Source organism: Citrobacter sp. On2M (genome assembly GCF_018035235.1).
GTDB classification, from domain to species: Bacteria; Pseudomonadota; Gammaproteobacteria; order Enterobacterales; family Enterobacteriaceae; genus Citrobacter; species Citrobacter meridianamericanus.
This window is the reverse complement of sequence record NZ_WPCV01000005.1, coordinates 245,297-263,901: the sequence shown is the minus strand read 5'-3', so window position 1 is coordinate 263,901 and position 18,605 is coordinate 245,297. Positions and strand designations below refer to the sequence as shown.

At 52.8% G+C, this 18,605-nt stretch carries 14 protein-coding genes; 12 read left to right on the top strand and 2 right to left on the bottom strand.

The features are described from left to right. Nucleotides 1-57: 57 nt before the first annotated feature. Nucleotides 58-906, bottom strand: coding sequence for an NADPH-dependent 7-cyano-7-deazaguanine reductase QueF (gene queF / locus On2M_RS19225; protein ID WP_151218259.1), 849 nt, complete (start codon nt 904-906; stop codon nt 58-60). Between the two features lie 68 nt (nt 907-974). On the opposite strand from queF, the gene syd reads away from it, so the two are divergent. From syd to On2M_RS19185, 8 genes are all read left to right on the top strand, one after another. Next, nucleotides 975-1,520 carry a SecY-interacting protein gene (syd, locus tag On2M_RS19220; RefSeq protein WP_151218258.1) on the top strand — a complete coding sequence of 182 codons (546 nt, stop codon included), beginning with the start codon at nt 975-977 and terminating at the stop codon, nt 1,518-1,520. A 632-nt stretch (nt 1,521-2,152) separates the two neighbouring features. After that, nucleotides 2,153-2,482 (top strand): YqcC family protein, encoded by a 330-nt coding sequence (locus On2M_RS19215; protein WP_151218257.1) that lies wholly within the window; start codon nt 2,153-2,155, stop codon nt 2,480-2,482. Further along, on the top strand, nt 2,482-3,264 hold the full coding sequence (gene truC, locus On2M_RS19210) for a tRNA pseudouridine(65) synthase TruC (protein WP_151218256.1): 783 nt from the start codon (nt 2,482-2,484) through the stop codon (nt 3,262-3,264). The genes On2M_RS19215 and truC overlap by 1 nt, the downstream gene beginning before the upstream one ends. A 19-nt stretch (nt 3,265-3,283) precedes the next feature. Then, nucleotides 3,284-3,733, top strand: coding sequence for a flavodoxin (locus On2M_RS19205; protein ID WP_003846536.1), 450 nt, complete (start codon nt 3,284-3,286; stop codon nt 3,731-3,733). A gap of 342 nt (nt 3,734-4,075) precedes the next feature. Next, nucleotides 4,076-5,428 carry a galactarate/glucarate/glycerate transporter GudP gene (gene gudP, locus On2M_RS19200; protein ID WP_003034105.1) on the top strand — a complete coding sequence of 451 codons (1,353 nt, stop codon included), beginning with the start codon at nt 4,076-4,078 and terminating at the stop codon, nt 5,426-5,428. Between the two features lie 2 nt (nt 5,429-5,430). Beyond that, nucleotides 5,431-6,771 carry an enolase C-terminal domain-like protein gene (locus tag On2M_RS19195; protein WP_210905323.1) on the top strand — a complete coding sequence of 447 codons (1,341 nt, stop codon included), beginning with the start codon at nt 5,431-5,433 and terminating at the stop codon, nt 6,769-6,771. 20 nt (nt 6,772-6,791) lie between these two features. Next, nucleotides 6,792-8,132 (top strand): glucarate dehydratase, encoded by a 1,341-nt coding sequence (gene gudD / locus On2M_RS19190; protein WP_151218254.1) that lies wholly within the window; start codon nt 6,792-6,794, stop codon nt 8,130-8,132. Nucleotides 8,133-8,214: 82 nt separating this feature from the next. Next, a complete protein-coding gene (locus On2M_RS19185; protein ID WP_151224275.1) occupies nt 8,215-9,357 on the top strand; it encodes a glycerate kinase in 1,143 nt (380 codons plus the stop codon). A gap of 43 nt (nt 9,358-9,400) precedes the next feature. On the opposite strand, the gene barA is transcribed toward On2M_RS19185, so the two are convergent. Next, nucleotides 9,401-12,157, bottom strand: coding sequence for a two-component sensor histidine kinase BarA (barA, locus tag On2M_RS19180; protein ID WP_210905322.1), 2,757 nt, complete (start codon nt 12,155-12,157; stop codon nt 9,401-9,403). 57 nt (nt 12,158-12,214) lie between these two features. Between barA and rlmD the strand changes: the two genes are divergently transcribed. The 4 genes from rlmD (at nt 12,215) to pyrG (ending at nt 18,575) form a co-directional block, all read left to right on the top strand. Continuing rightward, on the top strand, nt 12,215-13,513 hold the full coding sequence (rlmD, locus tag On2M_RS19175; RefSeq protein WP_210905321.1) for a 23S rRNA (uracil(1939)-C(5))-methyltransferase RlmD: 1,299 nt from the start codon (nt 12,215-12,217) through the stop codon (nt 13,511-13,513). A 100-nt stretch (nt 13,514-13,613) separates the two neighbouring features. Next, nucleotides 13,614-15,848, top strand: coding sequence for a GTP diphosphokinase (relA, locus tag On2M_RS19170; RefSeq protein WP_151218250.1), 2,235 nt, complete (start codon nt 13,614-13,616; stop codon nt 15,846-15,848). Nucleotides 15,849-15,921: 73 nt separating this feature from the next. Further along, entirely contained in the window at nt 15,922-16,713 is a 792-nt protein-coding gene (gene mazG / locus On2M_RS19165; RefSeq protein ID WP_151218249.1) for a nucleoside triphosphate pyrophosphohydrolase, read from the top strand. 224 nt (nt 16,714-16,937) lie between these two features. Next, nucleotides 16,938-18,575, top strand: coding sequence for a glutamine hydrolyzing CTP synthase (gene pyrG / locus On2M_RS19160; RefSeq protein ID WP_003034127.1), 1,638 nt, complete (start codon nt 16,938-16,940; stop codon nt 18,573-18,575). The last annotated feature ends 30 nt before the right edge of the window (nt 18,576-18,605 follow it).

Genomic DNA, 18,605 nt, shown 5'->3' with positions numbered 1-18,605 from the left:
TTATGACCTTTCACAACCTTGCGCGCGGAATTCGACACGCAAAATTGAGAAAAAAGATTACTGACGTACCAGACGACCGGTTGCCGGAGTGAAATCGGTGTTAGTGCGCCATGGGTTAATGTCCAGGCCGCCACGTCGCGTGTAGCGCGCGTAGACGCTCAGTTTCTCCGGCTGGCAGAAGCGCAGAATGTCATTGAAAATGCGTTCCACGCACTGTTCATGAAACTCATTATGGTGGCGGAAGGAGACCAGGTAACGCAGCAGCTTCTCTCTGTCGATTTTACGTCCGCGATACTGAATTTGTATGGAGCCCCAGTCTGGCTGGTGGGTGATTAAACAGTTGGACTTCAGCAGATGGCTGACCAGCGTCTCTTCCACCGCTTTTTCACCGCTTACGGCATTTTCCAGATACTCAGTGCTGAACTGGTAGTTATCGATGACGATATCCTGATTGTCGATACAGGTGCCGTTAAAGTGGGCTATCGGCTGCCCTTCCATTTCGTCAAGGCGGAACAGCGCCACGCTGACATGGCCTTGAGCACAGGCGCGCAGGTCGTTTTCCAGCGTCTGGCGTACCGCTTCCCAGGAGTCAAAACGGGTCTGGTTAAAACTGTTCAGGTAAAGCTTAAAGCTTTTCGATTCAATCAGGTTGACGCTGGTGTAATCCAGTTCTACATGACCGACCGCGACCTGTGGTAAACCGTTGGCATTCAACCATGACAACTCATACAGCGTCCAGATATCGGCACCGTGAAAAGGCAGATTGTCAGCTTTTAAATCCAACGGATCGCGATTCAGGCTGCGTGGCACGCCCTGAAGCAGGCTGGCATCGTAATTATCCCGGTAATCTGTTGATTTACCGAGAGTCAGGCCGTCAAGCGCCTGATGATTTTCATAAGAGGACATGTTTCACCGTCATAAACCAGATACACTATGCGACAAGTGTATCCTGGCTTTTGTGAAGAGAGAAATCAGTGGACGAATTGACAGCGCAGGCGTTAACAGCCTTTACGACGCGTTATTGCGACGCGTGGCATGAGAAAAATGATAGCTGGCCGCTCAGCGAAGAGCTGTATGGCGTACCCTCTCCGTGTATCATTTCTTCCACAGGCGATGCGGTTTTCTGGCAACCACAGCCTTTTGTTGGCGAAGAAAACGTCAGTGCGGTTGAACGCGCTTTTGATATTGTGATACAACCTGCCATTCACGCTTTTTATACCACTCAGTTTGCCGGGGACATGCACGCACAATTTGCGGATGAGAAACTTACTCTTCTGCAAACCTGGTCTGAAGATGACTTCAGACGCGTACAGGAAAACCTGATCGGCCACTTGGTTACGCAAAAACGCCTTAAGCTCTCTCCTACGCTTTTTATTGCCACACAGGACAATGAGCTTGACGTCATTTCGGTGTGCAATCTGTCCGGTGAAGTGTGCAAAGAAACGCTGGGAACCCGTAAACGGACGGTACTTGCGGCCTCACTTGCGGAATTCCTCACTCAACTTAAGCCAGTTCTGTAATCCAGTTTACTCTGAACCTTGTGAGAGATCTCTTACAAACCCTGTAGGACATTGTCAGATAATGAGTGAAGACTTAATGAATGGGTAAAAATGTAATTCCTTATTATTCATGTTGTTAATGTTTTATTTTCCGCTTTCATACGAAAATAATCTTAAGGGTATGTCTATAAGCGTCTTGTAAGATAAGGCGAAACAGGCGATTCTATACCTGTCGACAAGGAGTCGTACAACGAAGAGAACATCAGGATGATGGCTTTTCGGCAGGACACACCAGGATGGTGTTGCAAGGACAGGCTTCAGGACGAAGCAAAGAGGAAAACGCTGGATGCGTTAAAGGACACCTCCAGGATGGAGAATGAGAGCCGGTCAGGATGTTCGGCGGGTCAGGATGGCCAGGATACTTCAGGATGAAGTTTTCATATCGGGGTGATGTGAGCAGGATGCAAAAGTTCAGGATGAACGCGGTCGCAAGACCACAGGAAAAGTTGTCACGGATGAGCAGGGAGCACTAAAAGTAGCTGGAATGCTGCGAAACGAACCGGGAGCACTGTTTTTACAGTGCTCCCTTTTTTTATTTCCCTTCACTAGTGCTATTCTTCGCGCCAGATTTTTTCATCATTGAGGTTAATTTCATGACGACTCATGACCGTGTGCGCCAGCAGTTACACACGCTTGAAGCGCTACTGCGTGAACATCATCACTGGCGGATGGATGAGCCCGCAGAGCATCTGTTTACCAGCACGCAGCCTTTTTGTATGGATACCATGGAGCCGGTTGAGTGGCTGCAATGGGTATTGATTCCGCGCATGCATATGCTGCTCGATAACGCGCAGCCGCTTCCGCAGGCTTTTGCCGTCGCACCGTATTACGAAATGGCGTTGGCTGCCGATCACCCGCAACGCGAAATTCTCCTGGCGGCATTGCAGGAGCTGGATGCGCTGTTTACCAGTGATAACGCCTGATGCTGGAGATTCTCTATCAGGACGAATGGCTGGTTGCAGTCAATAAACCATCTGGCTGGCTGGTTCACCGCAGTTGGCTCGACCGGGATGAAAAAGTGGTGGTGATGCAAACGGTGCGCGACCAGATTGGTCAGCACGTTTTTACCGCCCATCGACTCGACAGACCAACCTCCGGCGTACTTCTGATGGGGCTATCCAGCGAAGCCGGACGGTTGCTGTCCCAGCAGTTTGAAGAGCATAAAATTCACAAGCGCTATCATGCGATTGTGCGTGGCTGGTTGATGGATGAGGCCGTGCTGGATTACCCGTTGGTAGAAGAGCTGGATAAGATCGCCGATAAGTTTGCCCGTGATGATAAAGGCCCACAGCCTGCCGTCACCCATTATCGCGGCCTGGCAACGGTAGAAATGCCGGTGGCGACCGGACGTTATCCGACCACCCGTTATGGACTGGTGGAGCTGGATCCTAAAACCGGTCGAAAACACCAGCTCAGACGCCATCTGGCGCACTTGCGCCATCCGATTATTGGCGACAGCAAGCACGGTGATTTACGGCAAAACCGCAGCGCCGCGGAGCATTTCGGTTGTCAGCGATTAATGCTGCATGCCAGCCAGCTTGCGCTGACCCATCCTTTCACCGGCGAACCGCTGGTTATTCGCGCCGGGCTGGATGACGTCTGGATGCAGGCATTGTCACAATTTGGCTGGCGTGGACTTCTCCCTGAGAATGAAAGGGTTGAGTTCGTCGAGCGGTCAGGTCAGGATGAGCAGATAGATTCTTAAGTCCCAGGAGATTACGGTTATGGCGGAAATTGGAATTTTTGTCGGCACGATGTACGGAAACGCACTGCTGGTTGCTGAAGAGGCCGAGGCAATTTTGACGGCACAGGGTCATAAAGCCACGGTGTTTGAAGATCCGGAGCTCAGCGACTGGCAGGTATATCAGGATAAATATGTGCTGGTGGTGACCTCAACGACCGGGCAGGGCGATCTGCCCGATAGCATCGTGCCGCTGTTTCAGGGGATCAAAGATAATCTCGGTTTCCAGCCTAATCTGCATTACGGAGTCATTGCGCTGGGCGACAGCAGCTACGTTAATTTCTGCAATGGTGGCAAACAGTTTGATGCGCTGTTACAGGAGCAAAGCGCACAGCGCGTGGGGGAAATGTTGCTGATTGACGCCAGCGAACATCCTGAACCAGAAAGCGAATCCAACCCCTGGGTAGAAAACTGGGGAACCTTGCTCAAATAATCTCTCGCCCGTACGGGCATACAACCCCCATTTGAACCGTAGGCCGGGTCAGGCGAAGCCGCCACCCGGCAATAAAACCCCAATTACGTGAACTAACTTCCACTGCTTTGGGCTTATGCCCCAAACAAATTCTTACTGCCTCTCTAATGTTGTGTTCATGCACGGTGAGGGTAAGAGCCACTCCTTCATATACTTTTCCCGTCAGTTCCCGGAAAGGCAGCGAGTCAGAATAAAACGGCCCTGAGCTGTACCAAAACTGCCACACACTAACCTCTCATTCTGATCACCCTACAGGTGCTGTACAGAATGAACTGGCGACAGCCAAGATTCAGGAGTGCAACAATGAGTTCATTAAGTCAGGCGGCGAGCAGCGCGGAAAAACGCACTAACGCTCGCTACTGGATAGTGGTGATGTTGTTTATCGTCACATCCTTTAACTACGGCGATCGCGCCACTTTATCTATTGCCGGTTCGGAGATGGCCAAAGACATTGGCCTGGATGCCGTCGGGATGGGGTACGTCTTCTCCGCATTCTCATGGGCCTATGTTATCGGTCAGATCCCTGGCGGCTGGTTGCTCGACCGCTTCGGTTCAAAACGTGTTTATTTCTGGTCCATCTTTATCTGGTCCATGTTTACCCTGCTGCAGGGCTTCGTCGATATCTTTAGCGGCTTCGGCATTATCGTTGCGCTGTTTACGTTGCGATTCCTTGTCGGTTTAGCTGAAGCACCTTCCTTCCCTGGCAATAGTCGGATAGTTGCGGCATGGTTCCCGGCACAGGAGAGGGGCACGGCAGTCGCAATCTTTAACTCTGCGCAGTACTTTGCCACCGTTATTTTTGCGCCAATCATGGGGTGGCTGACCCACGAAGTGGGCTGGTCGCATGTGTTCTTCTTTATGGGCGGCCTAGGGATTGTTATCAGCTTTATCTGGCTGAAGGTGATTCATGAACCAAACCAGCACCCGGGCGTAAACCAAAAAGAGCTGGAGTACATTGCTGAAGGCGGGGCGCTGATCAACATGGATCAGGCGGCCGCCAAAGCTAAAGTGCCGTTCAGCGTGAAGTGGGGGCAAATCAAACAGCTGCTGGGCTCACGGATGATGATCGGTATTTACATCGGGCAATACTGCATTAACGCGCTGACCTACTTCTTTATCACCTGGTTCCCGGTTTATCTGGTGCAGGCTCGCGGTATGTCGATTTTGAAAGCCGGTTTTGTCGCTTCGGTTCCGGCCATTTGCGGATTTGCAGGCGGCGTGCTCGGGGGCATTATTTCCGACTGGCTGATGCGTCGTACCGGTTCGCTGAATATCGCCCGTAAAACGCCAATCGTACTCGGCATGCTGCTGTCGATGGTGATGGTGTTCTGTAACTACGTCAACGTGGAGTGGATGATCATCGGCTTTATGGCGCTGGCCTTCTTCGGCAAAGGTATCGGTGCCCTGGGCTGGGCGGTGATGGCTGATACTGCACCTAAAGAGATCAGCGGTCTGAGCGGCGGTTTGTTCAACATGTTTGGCAACATCTCCGGCATCGTCACGCCAATTGCTATCGGCTACATCGTAGGGACCACCGGCTCGTTTAACGGCGCGTTGATTTACGTCGGGGTGCATGCGCTGATTGCGGTGGTGAGCTATCTGGTGCTGGTGGGTGATATTAAACGTATCGAACTGAAACCTGTCGCAGGACAATGATGATGACAACACAATCAAGCCCCGTTATTACCGATATGAAGGTCATCCCGGTGGCCGGTCATGACAGCATGCTGCTAAATATTGGCGGTGCGCACAATGCATATTTCACCCGCAATATTGTGGTTCTTACCGATAACGCCGGCAATACCGGCGTCGGTGAAGCGCCGGGCGGCGAAGTGATTTATCAGACGCTGGTTGACGCTATTCCGATGGTTTTGGGTCAGGAAGTCGCGCGCCTGAATAAGGTGGTTCAGCAGGTGCACAAAGGTAATCAGGCCGCTGATTTTGACACCTTTGGCAAAGGCGCCTGGACGTTTGAGCTACGGGTAAACGCGGTGGCAGCGCTGGAAGCGGCGCTGCTCGACCTGTTGGGCAAGGCGCTCAACGTACCGGTCTGTGAACTTTTAGGGTCGGGCAAGCAGCGCGATGCGGTCACCGTGCTCGGCTATCTGTTCTACGTGGGCGATCGCACAAAGACCGATTTACCGTATCTGGAAAGCACGCCGGGAAACCATGAGTGGTATCACCTGCGTCACCAGCACGCAATGAATAGCGAAGCCGTGGTACGTCTGGCCCAGGCTTCTCAGGATCGCTACGGTTTTAAAGACTTCAAACTCAAAGGCGGTGTACTGCCTGGCGAGCAGGAAATCGACACCGCTCGTGCGCTGAAAAAATGCTTCCCGGATGCGCGTATTACGGTTGATCCCAACGGTGCCTGGTTGCTGGATGAGGCCATCTCCCTGTGTAAAGGCCTGAACGATGTGCTGACCTACGCCGAAGATCCGTGCGGCGCTGAACAGGGCTTTTCCGGGCGCGAAGTGATGGCCGAGTTCCGCCGTGCAACTGGTTTACCGGTAGCAACGAACATGATAGCCACCAACTGGCGTGAGATGGGCCATGCGGTGATGCTGAACTCAGTCGATATTCCGCTGGCCGATCCGCACTTCTGGACCCTTTCCGGCGCGGTACGCGTGGCACAGTTATGCGATGACTGGGGACTGACCTGGGGCTGCCACTCTAACAATCATTTTGATATTTCGCTGGCGATGTTCACCCACGTTGGCGCCGCTGCGCCGGGCACCCCGACGGCTATCGATACCCACTGGATCTGGCAGGAGGGCGATTGCCGTCTGACCAAAAATCCGCTGGAGATTAAGAACGGGAAAATTGCTGTTCCTGACGCGCCTGGACTGGGCGTAGAGCTGGACTGGGATCAGGTTAACAAGGCTCATGAAGCCTACAAGAGACTGCCCGGCGGCGCGCGTAATGACGCGGGTCCAATGCAGTATCTGATCCCCGGATGGACTTTTGACCGTAAACGTCCCGTTTTCGGCCGCCACTAATTTTGAATAAGGACTTAATGATGAGCGCACAATTTACTACCCCAGTCGTGACCGCGATGCAGGTGATCCCGGTTGCGGGTCATGACAGTATGCTGATGAACCTGAGCGGCGCACATGCTCCATTCTTCACGCGTAATATTGTGATTATCAAAGATAACTCCGGCCACACCGGCGTGGGTGAAATTCCCGGCGGAGAAAAAATCCGCAAAACGCTGGAAGATGCGATCCCGCTGGTGGTAGGCAAAACGTTAGGTGAATACAAAAACGTGCTGAATGCGGTACGCAATACTTTTGCCGATCGTGATGCGGGCGGTCGCGGTTTGCAGACCTTTGATTTACGTACCACTATTCATGTGGTTACCGGGATCGAAGCGGCCATGTTGGATCTGCTGGGTCAGCATTTGGGTGTTAACGTCGCCTCTCTGCTGGGTGACGGACAACAGCGTAGCGAAGTTGAAATGCTGGGTTATCTGTTCTTTGTCGGCAACCGTAAAGCGACGCCGCTGCCGTACCAGAGTCAGCCGGATGAGAAGTGCGACTGGTATCGCCTGCGTCATGAAGAGGCGATGACTCCGGATGCGGTAGTGCGCCTGGCGGAAGCTGCGTATGAGAAGTATGGTTTCAACGACTTTAAACTGAAAGGCGGCGTGCTGGCCGGGGAAGAGGAAGCGGAATCTATCGTTGCGCTGGCGAAGCGTTTCCCGCAGGCCCGCGTGACGCTGGATCCAAACGGCGCGTGGTCGCTAAATGAAGCGATTAAAATTGGTAAGTACCTGAAAGGATCGCTGGCGTATGCGGAAGATCCTTGTGGCGCCGAGCAGGGCTTCTCCGGTCGTGAAGTCATGGCGGAATTCCGTCGTGCCACTGGCCTGCCGACCGCCACCAATATGATCGCCACCGACTGGCGTCAGATGGGGCATACCCTGTCATTGCAGTCAGTGGACATCCCGCTGGCGGACCCGCATTTCTGGACGATGCAGGGTTCTGTCCGCGTGGCGCAGATGTGCCATGAATTCGGGTTAACCTGGGGCTCGCACTCTAACAACCACTTTGATATTTCACTGGCGATGTTTACGCATGTTGCGGCGGCGGCTCCGGGCAAAATTACCGCGATCGATACCCACTGGATCTGGCAGGAAGGTAACCAACGCCTGACCAAAGAGCCGTTTGAGATTAAAGGCGGCATGGTGCAGGTACCGGCAAAACCGGGTCTGGGTGTGGAGCTGGATATGGATCAGGTGATGAAAGCCCACGAGCTGTATCAGCAACATGGGCTGGGGGCGCGTGATGATGCGATGGGCATGCAGTATCTGATCCCTAACTGGACGTTTGATAATAAGCGTCCGTGCATGGTACGCTAAGTGAGCTGGGACCGCTCCCAATCGGTGGGCGGTTTTTCTCCTGGTGTATGCTTAACACAGTCAACATGCGTAAGGATGCTTTATGAAAATAGTAATCGCACCGGATTCCTATAAGGAAAGTTTGAGTGCGCTTGAAGTGGCAACGGCTATTGAGATGGGATTTCGTGAGATCTGGCCTGACGCGGATTACGTGAAGCTCCCGGTCGCCGACGGCGGTGAGGGAACGGTCGAAGCGATGGTTGCCGCAACACAAGGTCACCTTGTGCATGTTGATGTTACCGGCCCTTTGGGCAACACGATTCGGGCATTTTACGGTTTATCTGGTGATGAGCGTTCGGCGTTTATCGAAATGGCTGCCGCCAGTGGGCTGGAGCAAGTTCCCGTGGGGTTACGCGATCCGCTGAAAACCACTTCCTGGGGAACCGGGGAGTTAATCCGTCATGCGCTGGACGCTGGCGTTGAGCATATCATTATCGGGATTGGCGGCAGCGCCACCAATGATGGCGGCGCGGGGATGGTACAAGCGCTGGGAGCAAAATTGCTGAATGCGCAAGATAACGATATTGGCCATGGCGGTGCTGGCCTCGAATCGCTCTCGCGGATTGATATATCTCAGTTAGACCAGCGCCTTGCCGCGTGTCGTATTGAAGTGGCTTGCGATGTCACCAACCCGTTGACCGGTGAAGAGGGCGCTTCTGCGGTTTTTGGCCCGCAAAAGGGGGCGACGCCGGAGATGATTACCCGCCTCGATCGGGCGCTTTCGCACTATGCGCAGCTGATCGCTCGCGATCTGGACGTCAACGTGCTGGATCTGGCCGGCGGTGGTGCTGCTGGTGGTATGGGGGCGGCGCTGTATGCCTTCTGTGGCGCACAGCTACGCTGCGGTATTGAGATAGTGACGGATGCGTTACATCTTGACGCCTGCGTTGCGGATGCGGACTTAGTGGTTACTGGTGAAGGACGCATCGACAGCCAGACCATTCACGGTAAGGTTCCGGTTGGCGTGGCAAAAGTTGCAAAGCGTTATAACAAACCGGTGATTGGTATTGCTGGTAGCCTGACGGCCGATGTCGGTGTTGTGCATGAGCATGGGCTGGATGCAGTTTTCAGCGTTATCTATACCATTTGTACGCTGGATGAGGCGTTGAAGAACGCGAGTGAGAATGTCCGAATGACAGCGCGAAACGTGGCTGCGACGCTCAAAGCAGGGCAGCAATTACGTTGAATTTTCAGGCCGGATGCGGTGCTCATTCCGCATCCGGCGATTTTTACCCTAATAAGCGCTTTGCTTCACGGGCAACGTTATCCATTTCATCCAGAAGCTCTAAAAACTCAGGTTCCAGCTCTTCTTCTTTGGTCCCGCTACGTAATTGCTGCTCAATAAGCTGACACAGGTTTTTCATGCGGGGAACGCCGCTATAACCGCAGCTACCGTGCAGCTTATGGATCATATCCACCAGCCCTTCAGGGTTTTCACCGACCAGCTGTTCTTCAATTTTATTACGTACCTCGGGCAGAAAATCGAGCAGCATTTGCAGCATATCCCGCGCCAGATCGTTTTTACCTGCGGCTTGTCTTAATGCCAACTGCCAGTCGAGCGTGGTATTCGGATTGACGATCGGCTCAACGGGGTCAACGGCGAGCGCCCTAAGCGCTGCGCTTGCGCCGGGTTTATAGCGTAACAGCAGATTATGTAGCTTATCTTCCTCGATAGGCTTAGCCAGGTAATCGTTCATCCCGGCGCTGAGCAACTTCTCTTTCTGCCCGGCCATAGCATGCGCGGTGACCGCAATGACCGGCGTCTGTTGTTGATGAGGAAGCTGGTGGATCAGCTCGCAGGCGCGAATACCGTCCATGTCTGGCATCTGAATATCCATCAGGATCAGATCAAACTGCATCTGTTTGGCGCGATCCACTGCCTGGTGCCCGCTGTCGCAGAGCACAACTTGCTGCACTTTATCCTCCAGCAGTGCGCCAATAAGCTTGAGGTTCGCCGGGTTGTCGTCCACTGCCATGACGGTCATCGCGATTTTGCTCTCGTCTGACAACAGCGGATCTATGTTGTGGTTCAGTTGACAATACTCTGTCAATGCAGGCAGTAAACGGGTTGAGGTGAGCGGTTTCAACAGGCACGCCGCCGCGCCGCCCTGTTTCAATTTCTCGGCGTTAATTTGCGCATGGCAAGGCAAGGCCAGTAACAAAAAGTCGGTCATCGCCGCTGCGCTTGCCAGGCGCTCATGCTGCATGGTGAGCGGTTCGCGTAACGTGACCGGTACGCCAAGCAACAGAATATCGTAGTGATCCTTCGGCAGCCCAGAGAATGAAGGGCTGTAAATCACCTCCAGCGGCGTTTCACTCAAGATATCTAATGTGCATTGTGCTGCAGTGGCGTTAGGTTCGACGTAAGCCAGTCGCTTACCGGCCAGACAAAGCGTGGTTGAGCGATCAATGAGAACGTTAGGGTTGAGATCGAGGCTGATATGGAACCAGAACGTGGATCCCCGGTTCGGCTGACTGTGGAAGGAGATATCTCCGCCCATTTCATTGACCAGTTTTTGCGTAATGACCAGGCCCAGTCCGGTACCGCCGTGGCGGCGGGAAATACTGGCATCCGCCTGGCGGAAGGCCTGGAACAGGCGTGACTGATCGCGCTCGGGGATACCAATTCCGGTATCGCGGATTTGCACTTCAATTTGTACTTTTGTATTACTGAGCGCGCGTTTCTCGACCAATATATCGATATTACCGCCTTCGGTAAATTTGATGGCATTGCCGACCAGATTAGTGATCACCTGCTGTAAGCGCAGCGGATCGCCGATGACGTTGTCCGGTACGTCATTCTTAATATTCAGCGTCAGCTCAAGCCCTTTATCGTGGGATGAGTGCGCTAACAGCGTGACGACGTCATCGAGTGTGCTGCGCAGCGGGAATGGGATACTTTCCAGAATCAGCTTGCCCGCCTCAAGTTTGGAGAAGTCGAGCACATCATTGATGATGGCCAGCAGATTGTTGGCCGAGCGTTCAATCGTATTCAGGTGATCGCGCTGCGTGGAGTTGAGCTCGGTTTTTAGTGTCAGACGGGTGAAACCAATCACGCCATTGAGCGGGGTTCGCAGCTCGTGCGACATGTTAGCCAGAAACTCAGACTTAATACGCGCCGCTTCCTGGGCCCGCTTTTTAGCCAGATCCAGTTCGACGTTCTGGATTTCCATCTGTTCCAACGTTTCGCGCAGATCAGAGGTGGCCTGATCGATGTTGTGCTGCATCTCTTCATGGTAGGCCGCAAGTGACATCGCCATCGAGTTAATACCATTTTTGAGCATATCCAGCTCGCCCAGCATGAAACCCTCCACGCGGCTATCGAGCTGTCCTCGTCGTATTCGGTCAACGGTATTCACCATATTGCGAATCGGGCCGGTCACGTCGCGCATCAGGCGCCAGCCAAAAATTAACGCAATCCCGATACAAAACAGCATCATTACGCTGGAGATAAAAATCTCTTTATACTGCTGCAATCTTACTGACTTAAGGTCTAACTCCAGCGCCACGTATCCCAACATATTTTTGTCATTTTTCGCGTCGCTTAAGGCAGATTCATCCGGCGAATACCTTTCCGAGATAATCGGGGTGCGCAGGATCATGATATCTCCGAGTCGCGTGACGCTCAGCTTACGGGGAAACGGTGACCCGGTAGCCAGCTGCATTTCAGACGGATCGAGATGAAAATTGGATGTGACAAACAGTCGGTTATTTTCGTCATAGACAGAAATTGCCCGCACGATATCGGAATGGCGACGATGCAGTACGCTGATCAGTTGGCCGATGGATTCCCTGTTTTGCAGGTTCATGCCATATTCGCTTGAGACCGCGAGTGGCTCAATGATGCTGGCGCCAGCATCTTCCAGTTGACGCTGCAAGTCGTTATAGCGATGCACAACAAAAAAGATACTGAGCAGCAAACCAATCAGGACGGTCGGGGCCAGGATCAGAATCATCATGCGTGCACGCAGGCTGTAGTTGGTCATGGAGTTCCGTTATGGGACAATTAGGGTCACACTGTTAAAAAGAGACATATCTCGTCGATGGCGCAATTCTACTCTGCAAAACGACGCGTGACGACGCGTCAGATCATAACCGTTACCGTCAATGACCTCGATCCTTTTGGTCAGGGTGTTGCTCGCCATAACGGAAAGGCGTTGTTTATACCGGAATTGCTACCTCAGGAAAGCGCCGAGGTGGTGATTACCGAAGATAAAAAACAGTTCGCCCGCGCGCAAGTAAAACGACGTTTGAACAACAGCCCTGAGCGTGAAGTGCCTCGTTGCCCGCATTTTGGCGTGTGCGGTGGCTGCCAGCAACAGCATGCCAGCATCTCGTTACAGCAGCGTAGTAAAAGCGCGGCGTTGTCGCATTTAATGAAATGTGAAGTGTCGGATGTTATAGCTGATACGCCGTGGGGCTATCGTCGCCGTGCACGTTTGAGCCTGAGCTATCGGCCAAAAGAGCAAAAATTGCAGATGGGTTTTCGCAAATCCGGCTCTAACGACATTATCGATGTCAAACAATGCCCTGTTTTGGTGCCCCAGCTTGAGGCGCTATTGCCCCACATCAGGGCGTGCCTGGAAAGTCTACAAGGGTTACGCCATCTTGGGCATGTCGAACTGGTGCAGGCAGGGAGCGGAACCCTGATGATTTTGCGCCACACGGCGCCATTAAGTGCTGTGGATAAAGAAAAACTGGAATGCTTTTCGCATTCTCAGGGGCTGTCTTTGTTTCTGGCCCCGCAAAGCGAGATACTGGAATCAATATCAGAAGAATCGCCCTGGTATGATTCAAATGGACTACGGTTAACCTTCAGCCCGCGTGATTTTATTCAGGTCAATGAAGGGGTAAACCAGCAAATGGTGGCCCGAGCGTTGGAATGGCTCGATGTTCAACCAGGAGAGCGTGTGCTCGATCTGTTCTGCGGAATGGGCAATTTTACTCTGCCGCTGGCGACCCGAGCTGCAAGCGTGGTCGGCGTGGAAGGGGTACCGGCGCTGGTGGAAAAAGGCCGGGAAAATGCGCTGAATAACGGATTACACAATGTGACATTCTTTCATGAAAACCTTGAGGAAGATGTTACCCGGCAGCCTTGGGCTAAAAACGGATTCGACAAAGTTTTGCTCGATCCTGCGCGTGCGGGTGCTGCTGGTGTGATGCAACATATTATAAAATTAGAACCTATACGCGTTGTTTATGTATCCTGTAACCCGGCAACGCTGGCTCGTGACAGCGATGCTTTGCTCAATGCGGGATATGCCATCCGGCGGCTGGCGATGCTCGATATGTTCCCGCACACAGGACACCTGGAATCAATGGTCCTGTTTGAGCGTTTGTAATGAACTTAATACCCATTGGATTTCGGGTTGTAATGCTGTGTGAAAAACAATGGGTTCGGCTTGTCGACTTCGACAGGCCATGCCCCTTAAGGAGAGGACGATGGTTGCGGTAAGAAGTGCACATTTAAATAAAGCTGGTGAGTTTGATCCAAAGAAATGGATCGCGAGTCTGGGGATCTCCAGCCAGCAGTCGTGTGAACGCTTAGCCGAAACCTGGGCGTACTGCCTGCAGCAAACACAGGGGCATCCGGATGCAGAGCTGCTGCTGTGGCGTGGCGTGGAGATGGTAGAAATCCTCTCTATGTTGAGCATGGATATCGACACGTTGCGCGCAGCAATGCTTTTCCCTCTGGCTGATGCCAACGTCGTCAGTGAAGACATCCTGCGCGAGAGCGTGGGCAAATCCATTGTTCATCTTATCCACGGCGTGCGTGACATGGCGGCGATACGCCAGCTTAAAGCCACGCATACCGATTCAGTCTCTTCCGAGCAGGTCGATAACGTCCGCCGCATGCTGCTGGCTATGGTGGATGATTTCCGCTGTGTGGTCATCAAGCTGGCGGAGCGCATTGCTCATCTGCGTGAAGTGAAAGACGCACCGGAAGATGAACGCGTTCTGGCAGCAAAAGAGTGCACCAATATCTATGCCCCGCTGGCTAACCGGTTGGGTATTGGGCAGTTAAAATGGGAGCTGGAAGATTACTGCTTCCGTTATCTGCACCCGGCTGAATACAAACGTATTGCCAAGCTGCTGCATGAACGTCGTATCGATCGCGAACACTACATTGATGAATTCGTCGGTCATTTGCGCTCAGAGATGAAAACGGAAGGCGTCAAAGCCGAAGTTTACGGACGTCCGAAGCACATCTACAGCATCTGGCGCAAAATGCAGAAAAAACAGTTAGCCTTTGATGAACTGTTCGATGTGCGCGCGGTGCGTATCGTGGCGGAGCGTTTACAGGATTGCTACGCCGCGCTCGGAATAGTACATACTCACTATCGCCATCTGCCGGATGAGTTCGATGACTACGTCGCGAACCCGAAACCCAACGGCTACCAGTCAATCCATACGGTTGTGCTGGGGCCGGGCGGGAAAACCATTGAAATTCAGATCCGCACCAAACAGATGCACGAAGATGCCGAACTGGGCGTTGCTGCGCACTGGAAATACAAAGAGGGCACAGCCTCAGGCGCGGCACGCTCCGGTCATGAAGATCGTATCGCATGGCTGCGTAAACTGATCGCCTGGCAGGAAGAGATGGCTGATTCCGGCGAAATGCTGGATGAAGTCCGTAGCCAGGTCTTTGATGACCGGGTTTACGTCTTTACGCCGAAAGGCGACGTTGTAGATCTGCCTGCAGGCTCCACGCCGCTCGATTTTGCTTATCACATCCACAGCGATGTGGGACACCGTTGCATTGGCGCGAAAATTGGCGGGCGCATCGTACCATTTACTTACCAACTGCAGATGGGCGATCAAATTGAAATTATCACCCAGAAACAGCCAAACCCAAGCCGCGACTGGTTGAATCCTAACCTCGGCTACGTGACCACCAGTCGTGGGCGTTCGAAGATCCACGCCTGGTTCCGTAAACAGGATCGCGATAAAAATATCCTGGCGGGTCGCCAGATCCTCGACGATGAGCTGGCGCATTTAGGTATTAGCCTGAAAGAAGCGGAAAAGCACCTGCTGCCGCGCTACAGCTTCAATGAACTGGATGAGCTTCTGGCGGCGATTGGTGGAGGCGACATCCGCCTTAACCAGATGGTGAACTTCCTGCAGGCGCAGTTTAATAAGCCAAGCGCTGCAGAGCAGGATGCCGCCGCGCTGAAACAGCTCCAGCAGAAAACGCAAGCGCCGCAGAGCCGCCGTAAAGACGATGGTCGCGTGGTGGTTGAAGGGGTGGGTAATCTGATGCACCACATCGCTCGCTGTTGCCAGCCGATTCCAGGTGATGAAATTGTCGGGTTTATCACTCAAGGACGTGGTATTTCGGTCCACCGGGCGGATTGCGAACAGCTGAATGAACTGCGCTCGCATGCGCCGGAACGTATTGTTGACGCGGTTTGGGGCGAAAGCTACTCGGCAGGATATTCGCTGGTGGTTCGCGTCCAGGCTAACGATCGCAGCGGCTTGTTGCGTGATATCACCACTATTCTTGCCAACGAGAAGGTGAACGTGCTGGGCGTTGCCAGCCGGAGTGATACCAAACAACAGCTTGCCACCATCGATATGACCATCGAAATCTACAACCTGCAGGTGCTCGGACGCGTGCTCGGCAAGCTTAACCAGGTGCCGGATGTGATCGACGCACGCCGTCTGCACGGTAATTAATACGAACGTAGGCCGGATGGCGGCATAAATGCCTTATCCGGCCTACAGTTACTCAAATCTCCAGGATTGTCACATGAACCAAATCGATCGGCTGCTCGGTATAATGCAGCGCCTGCGTGATCCGGAAAACGGCTGTCCGTGGGACAAAGAGCAGACATTCGCCACTATTGCCCCTTACACTCTCGAAGAAACCTATGAAGTGCTGGACGCGATTGCGCGTGAAGACTTCGATGACCTGCGTGGAGAACTGGGTGACCTGCTGTTTCAGGTGGTATTTTATGCCCAGATGGCGCAGGAAGAAGGGCGCTTCAACTTTGATGATATCTGTGCAGCGATAAGCGATAAGCTTGAACGTCGCCACCCGCATGTTTTTGCTGATGTTTCTGCCAGTAACAGCACCGAGGTGCTAACCCGTTGGGAGCAAATCAAAACCGAAGAGCGCGCTGAGAAGGCACAGCATTCCGCACTCGACGATATTCCCCGTAGTTTACCGGCGTTAATGCGTGCACAAAAAATCCAGAAACGCTGCTCAAATGTTGGCTTCGACTGGAAAACATTAGGACCGGTTGTCGACAAGGTTTACGAAGAGATCGATGAAGTCATGTTTGAGGCGAGGCAGGCTGTTGTCGACCAGGCTAAACTGGAGGAGGAAATGGGCGATCTGCTGTTTGCCACGGTCAATATGGCGCGCCATTTAGGCACTAAAGCAGAGACCGCATTGCAAAAAGCGAACGAGAAATTTGAGCGACGTTTTCGTGAGGTTGAACGAATTGTGGCGGCTCGGGGTCTGGAAATGACTGGTGTTGATCTGGAAACTATGGAAGAAGTCTGGCAACAGGTAAAACGGCAGGAAATTGATCTCTAAGGGATTTCGTCGGTCAAGGGCGATTTGTGTGATTTTTTAAATAACAAGCGCTTGATTTACGTCAAAAACATTTACCCCAAAGGGGCTATTTTCTCACTCCCGATGTTAATGTGAGCCTGGTGAAGAGGAGGAATAATGAAAGTTTGTGGCGCTCGTCATGTTCGGGTATACTACTTTCCCGTCTTGGTAATTCCATCGTTTCACCCTAACTTCTCAGGTCCAGCATGACAACGAACTATATTTTTGTGACCGGCGGGGTCGTATCCTCTCTGGGAAAAGGCATTGCCGCAGCCTCCCTGGCAGCCATTCTTGAAGCCCGTGGCCTCAATGTGACCATGATGAAACTGGATCCGTACATCAACGTTGATCCAGGTACTATGAGCCCAATCCAACACGGGGAAGTGTTCGTTACCGAAGACGGCGCTGAAACCGACCTGGACCTGGGTCACTACGAGCGTTTCATTCGTACTAAAATGAGTCGCCGCAACAACTTCACCACGGGTCGTATTTACTCCGACGTTCTGCGTAAAGAACGCCGTGGCGACTACCTGGGCGCTACCGTTCAGGTTATCCCGCACATCACGAATGCCATTAAAGAACGCGTTCTGGAAGGCGGTGAAGGTCATGATGTTGTTCTGGTTGAAATCGGCGGAACCGTTGGGGATATCGAATCTCTGCCGTTCCTTGAAGCGATTCGCCAGATGGCCGTAGAAATTGGCCGCGAGCACACGCTGTTTATGCATCTGACGCTGGTTCCGTACATGGCGGCGGCAGGTGAAGTCAAAACTAAACCGACTCAGCACTCGGTAAAAGAGTTGCTTTCTATCGGTATTCAGCCAGATATCCTGATTTGTCGCTCCGATCGCGCAGTTCCGGCTAATGAACGTGCAAAAATTGCATTATTCTGTAACGTTCCGGAAAAAGCGGTGATTTCTCTGAAAGATGTCGATTCCATCTATAAAATTCCGGGCCTGTTGAAATCCCAGGGCCTTGACGATTATATTTGTAAACGATTCAGCTTGAACTGTCCGGAAGCTAATCTGTCAGAATGGGAACAGGTTATCTACGAAGAAGCGAATCCGGCAGGCGAAGTGACTATCGGTATGGTCGGCAAGTACATTGAACTGCCGGATGCCTATAAGTCAGTTATCGAGGCACTGAAGCACGGTGGTCTGAAGAATCGTGTCACCGTCAACATCAAGCTGATCGATTCGCAAGATGTCGAAACGCGCGGCGTTGAGATCCTGAAAGGTCTTGATGCAATCCTGATCCCAGGCGGCTTCGGCTACCGTGGTGTTGAAGGTAAAATCGCGACAGCGCGCTTTGCGCGTGAGAACAATATTCCTTATCTGGGCATTTGCCTGGGTATGCAGGTTGCGTTGATTGAGTTTGCACGTAACGTAGTGGGTATGGACAACGCCAACTCCACGGAATTTGTGCCAGACTGTAAGTATCCGGTGGTAGCTCTGATTACCGAATGGCGCGATGAAGACGGTAACGTCGAAGTCCGTACCGAGAAGAGCGATCTGGGCGGCACAATGCGCCTTGGCGCGCAGCAGTGTCAGTTGAGCGACGATAGCTTGGTTCGTCAACTGTACGGCGCGCCGACAATTGTTGAACGCCATCGCCACCGCTACGAAGTCAACAATATGCTGTTGAAACAGATTGAAGCTGCGGGTCTGCGTATTGCAGGCCGTTCCGGTGATGATCAGTTGGTCGAGATCATTGAGGTACCGAATCATCCGTGGTTCGTGGCCTGTCAGTTCCACCCGGAATTTACTTCCACGCCACGTGATGGACACCCGCTGTTTGCCGGCTTTGTGAAAGCCGCCAGTGAACATCAGAAGCGTCAGGCGAAGTAAGAAGTAAATAAGTTAGAACGGCAATGCACC

What these genes read in the sequence shown, in the direction of transcription:
- queF (WP_151218259.1), bottom strand. Translation starts at nt 906, where the DNA reads ATGTCCTCTTATGAAAATCATCAGGCGCTTGACGGCCTGACTCTCGGT.
- On2M_RS19215 (WP_151218257.1), top strand. Translation starts at nt 2,153, where the DNA reads ATGACGACTCATGACCGTGTGCGCCAGCAGTTACACACGCTTGAAGCG.
- truC (WP_151218256.1), top strand. Translation starts at nt 2,482, where the DNA reads ATGCTGGAGATTCTCTATCAGGACGAATGGCTGGTTGCAGTCAATAAA.
- On2M_RS19205 (WP_003846536.1), top strand. Translation starts at nt 3,284, where the DNA reads ATGGCGGAAATTGGAATTTTTGTCGGCACGATGTACGGAAACGCACTG.
- gudP (WP_003034105.1), top strand. Translation starts at nt 4,076, where the DNA reads ATGAGTTCATTAAGTCAGGCGGCGAGCAGCGCGGAAAAACGCACTAAC.
- On2M_RS19195 (WP_210905323.1), top strand. Translation starts at nt 5,431, where the DNA reads ATGACAACACAATCAAGCCCCGTTATTACCGATATGAAGGTCATCCCG.
- gudD (WP_151218254.1), top strand. Translation starts at nt 6,792, where the DNA reads ATGAGCGCACAATTTACTACCCCAGTCGTGACCGCGATGCAGGTGATC.
- On2M_RS19185 (WP_151224275.1), top strand. Translation starts at nt 8,215, where the DNA reads ATGAAAATAGTAATCGCACCGGATTCCTATAAGGAAAGTTTGAGTGCG.
- barA (WP_210905322.1), bottom strand. Translation starts at nt 12,157, where the DNA reads ATGACCAACTACAGCCTGCGTGCACGCATGATGATTCTGATCCTGGCC.
- rlmD (WP_210905321.1), top strand. Translation starts at nt 12,215, where the DNA reads ATGGCGCAATTCTACTCTGCAAAACGACGCGTGACGACGCGTCAGATC.
- relA (WP_151218250.1), top strand. Translation starts at nt 13,614, where the DNA reads ATGGTTGCGGTAAGAAGTGCACATTTAAATAAAGCTGGTGAGTTTGAT.
- mazG (WP_151218249.1), top strand. Translation starts at nt 15,922, where the DNA reads ATGAACCAAATCGATCGGCTGCTCGGTATAATGCAGCGCCTGCGTGAT.
- pyrG (WP_003034127.1), top strand. Translation starts at nt 16,938, where the DNA reads ATGACAACGAACTATATTTTTGTGACCGGCGGGGTCGTATCCTCTCTG.